Here is a 2,694-nt window from a genome sequence, read left to right on the forward strand (position 1 = left end):
ACCGGGAGGCATTTTCGTAACCAGCACCGTCTGCATCGGAGACACCATGGGCTGGTTTAAGCTGATCGCGCCCATTGGCCGATTCCTCGGGTTTTTCCCTTTCGTTGCGGTCTTAACCACCCAAGAGTTAGCAGACAGCTTAACCCAGGCCGGATTTGAGCTGGACTACCAGTGGCAACCGAGCAAGGGTAAAGCAGTGTTCATTGTCGCTCAAAAGCCTGCATAAACGACCATGAAGATGACACTGGATCACGTCTTTATATTGGTGGAGCCGGAAGCTAAGGTGGCTGATCTGCTGCTTGAACACGACTTTTTCTCGAACGCCACGAGGCAGGCAAACTCATAATAAGGAAGCGACATGGTTGTTTTAGTTGTACTACTCAGCGTATTTGCTGTGACTTGGGGACTATTAGTGATCACCCAACGTCCCCGTCAGATTCGGACCGCTGGCTGTATTGCCTTTGCGGCTTTGTTTATCTTCACAGGAATCAGTCATTTTACTTTGGCCGCAGGCATGGTGCAGATGCTGCCTGAATGGGTTCCGGGACGCTATCCAATCATTTACATCACCGGAATCATGGAAATTATTCTGGGACTTGGCTTTTTATGGCCATCGGTCCGACGTATGAGTGGTCTACTCACACTTACCTTCTTGATTACTGTATTTCCATCTAATATCTATGCGGCCTTAAATTCCGTTGACTTTGGTGGAAATATTAACGGCCCTCGCTACCTGTTCTTTCGTGTACCCCTACAACTGTTCTTATTGTGGTGGGTCTGGTTCATGGCGGTGCGTCGCTCTTAACTGGTTCGATAGCTTGGAATACCCAAGAATCGTTGTCATACCCGAGGCTAGTTTTACGCTGAAGAAAAGAAACTCGGGTGGAGTGGCAGTGAGGACAATCTATTAAAGGCAGACAGAGTACAGATTAGGGCAATTTATCAGCCTATCAGAATGGTGAAACCTCTCCAATGTGGCTACTCAGAACCGACAGATTCATTGTATCGGCCCAAGTCCTTGGAGGTAATCTTGTGCCATCCCTTATTGGTCCAGCCCATGAGCTACCTCAAGTCCTATTAGTAGGCTCTGTGGGTGTTGGGTCGGATTTAACGCGATCTTAGTAATTCTTCAGCAATGTTGTCCTAAATTAAGCTATGCCCGAAAAAAATTATAATCTTACATTCTTAACTATATCTATAAAAATAGAAATTCTATAGGTAAAATAAATAAGAATTTTAATTGACAATAGTTTCGATAGAAGCATCTCATGACTTAGGATTTTTTGTGTTGCTTCTTTCCAGCCTAATCAGAACAAATAAACAAGGGAAAATATTATGGACGATACAACAGGAAGTGATGTTAGCTTTACTGCTAAGATAATGGCTGCTGGCCGTGCTTATGAAACGCAAAGATCGGATGCTTTATTTATTGATCCATTTGCTGAGAAGTTGGCAGGAGAAGAGGTTGTCAAGCATGTAATCCCTCGTCTAGAAAAGGACGAAAAAAAGGGTAAGCCATTTACATTAGTCCGAACTCGTTTCTTTGATGATTTTATTATTAACCACGCTCAAAATATCCGACAAATAGTGCTGTTAGGCGCGGGCATGGACACCAGAGCTTTACGAATGAAATGGGAATCCGGGACTCATGTTTATGAAATTGATCAAAGCAATATAATGGCTTACAAGGAATCCATCTTGAAGGATATTAAGCCTACTTGTGTTCAGCATTCAATTTCTGCTGATTTGAAAGACTCTCTTTGGTCTGAATTACTATTTGAGCAAGGTTATCAGTCTTTAGAACCGTCAATCTGGCTACTCGAAGGATTGCTCTATTATCTGAATGAGGTAGAAGTTCATAACTTGTTGACAACAATCACAAACTGTTCTGCTAAGGGTAGTTGGTTTGGGGCAGATGTTATCAACTCAGTTATCTTGAATGGTCAGGATGACTGGGCTAAGTATTGGCAGTCCAGTTGTGATGATCCAGAATCTTTCTTTGAGAAGTACGGCTGGAAGGCATCAGCAATTCAACCTGGGGAAAAAGGGGCTTCATTTGGCCGATTCACTTTCCAATTTCCAGAGCGTAGTATTCCTGACACTCCGCATCTGTTTTTTATTACAGCCAGTAAGCAAGTGTAATTGTTACCCAATCGGATAGACTACCCGTCAATTATTTAGCAACAGCCTTCAATCCAGCCACACCACTTTCACCTTGCAATCATCCAACTCCCCCAGTAGCTCCATATCCCAGCGCATCTGGTCGGTGATAGCAAACAACGCATTATCTTCCTCAACCACAACCATCAGCTCATACGCATTCCCCCTCGGCTTGGGTTTGAGCATCTGAAACGGACTCAGCACCCGCTCTTCGATCTGCTTCCTAACCTTGGCCTTTTTCTTCCCTGAAACCTCAACCGTCAGCCCCACCTGAACCGGATTCAAGGGCATTCCCACAGCCCTAATCTTGGGCCAGTTCTCAGGCTCCTTAACGACAGCCTTCAGCTCAATCGCCTCTTCAGCCACTGGCACCTCACCAGCCGTCACCAGCTCTTTCAAAGACATGGGCTCTCGTTCCACTTCCCCCTTGTTTTCAAGAAACACCCCTTTGGCCGTCCGATACCTGACCTTCTGAGAATAGACCTCAAAAGCCTTCACAGAGCGTTGCCGCATTAAGGTCATGGCTAAGTAGGC

At 45.1% G+C, this 2,694-nt stretch carries 2 protein-coding genes and 2 pseudogenes; 3 read left to right on the forward strand and 1 reads right to left on the reverse strand.

Annotated elements, in window-relative coordinates; translation table 11 throughout:
- The 3 genes and pseudogenes from Q0986_RS11095 to Q0986_RS11105 all read left to right on the forward strand — a co-directional run.
- Nucleotides 1–226, forward strand: a pseudogene (locus Q0986_RS11095) (SAM-dependent methyltransferase); the annotation flags it as partial.
- Nucleotides 227–358: 132 nt separating this feature from the next.
- Nucleotides 359–805, forward strand: coding sequence for a hypothetical protein (locus Q0986_RS11100; RefSeq protein ID WP_299409931.1), 447 nt, complete (start codon nucleotides 359–361; stop codon nucleotides 803–805).
- 530 nt (nucleotides 806–1,335) lie between these two features.
- Nucleotides 1,336–2,142, forward strand: coding sequence for an SAM-dependent methyltransferase (locus Q0986_RS11105; RefSeq protein WP_299409934.1), 807 nt, complete (start codon nucleotides 1,336–1,338; stop codon nucleotides 2,140–2,142).
- A 48-nt stretch (nucleotides 2,143–2,190) separates the two neighbouring features.
- Here Q0986_RS11105 and Q0986_RS11110 read toward each other — a convergent pair.
- Nucleotides 2,191–2,694 (reverse strand): annotated as a pseudogene (locus tag Q0986_RS11110) (integrase); the annotation flags it as partial.

It is taken from the genome of Acaryochloris sp. IP29b_bin.148 (genome assembly GCF_028285565.1).
In the GTDB taxonomy this organism is placed as follows: Bacteria; Cyanobacteriota; Cyanobacteriia; order Thermosynechococcales; family Thermosynechococcaceae; genus Acaryochloris.